The organism is Neisseria sp. P0021.S007 (assembly GCF_051956855.1).
In genome coordinates this window covers 1-545 of the sequence record NZ_JBQCXA010001026.1, presented here as the reverse complement: position 1 = coordinate 545, position 545 = coordinate 1, and the positions used below count along the sequence as shown (strand labels likewise).

At 53.4% G+C, this 545-nt stretch carries 1 protein-coding gene; it reads left to right on the top strand.

Features of this window, described 5'->3' with window-relative positions:
* A partial coding sequence (locus ACTHUR_RS17325) for a TonB-dependent receptor domain-containing protein (RefSeq protein WP_440399949.1) occupies positions 1 to 393 on the top strand: 393 nt, incomplete at its 5' end.
* Between the last annotated feature and the right edge of the window lie 152 nt (positions 394 to 545).

Genomic DNA, 545 nt, shown 5'->3' with positions numbered 1-545 from the left:
CTGCCGGGCTGGCAAGTCTCCGGCAGTATCGCTTGGATGCGCGGTGAGCAGCAGGACGGCAAACCGTTGGATTCCGCTTATCCACTCAACGGCGTTTTGGGCTTGGATTACACGCAGGAAAAATGGGGTATCGGCACCAAGCTGCGCTGGTCGAAAAAACACAGCCGCGTCAGCAGCGACACTGTTTTCCAAGCGCCGGGTTATGGCGTATGGGATATCGGCGCGTGGTATAAACCGTTTAAAAACCTTGAAATCGGCGCAAACATCTACAACGTCGGCAACAAAAAATACTGGCAGCACGCAGACGTTTCCGGCATGAGCCGTACCAGTGTGATGGACTTGTACACCGAAAGCGGCCGCAATTTCGCCGCAACCGTACAACTGAAGTTCTAATGTGATTCAACCGTTTTCAGACGGCCTGAGAAAGCGAGCAGGCCGTCTGAAAGCATTCGACAAGGAAAATCAATGAAACTCAAACTCCTCCTGCTTTCCGCGCTTATTTCGTTGGCCGGCACTGCACACGCGCAACGCATCGTCGTGTTAAC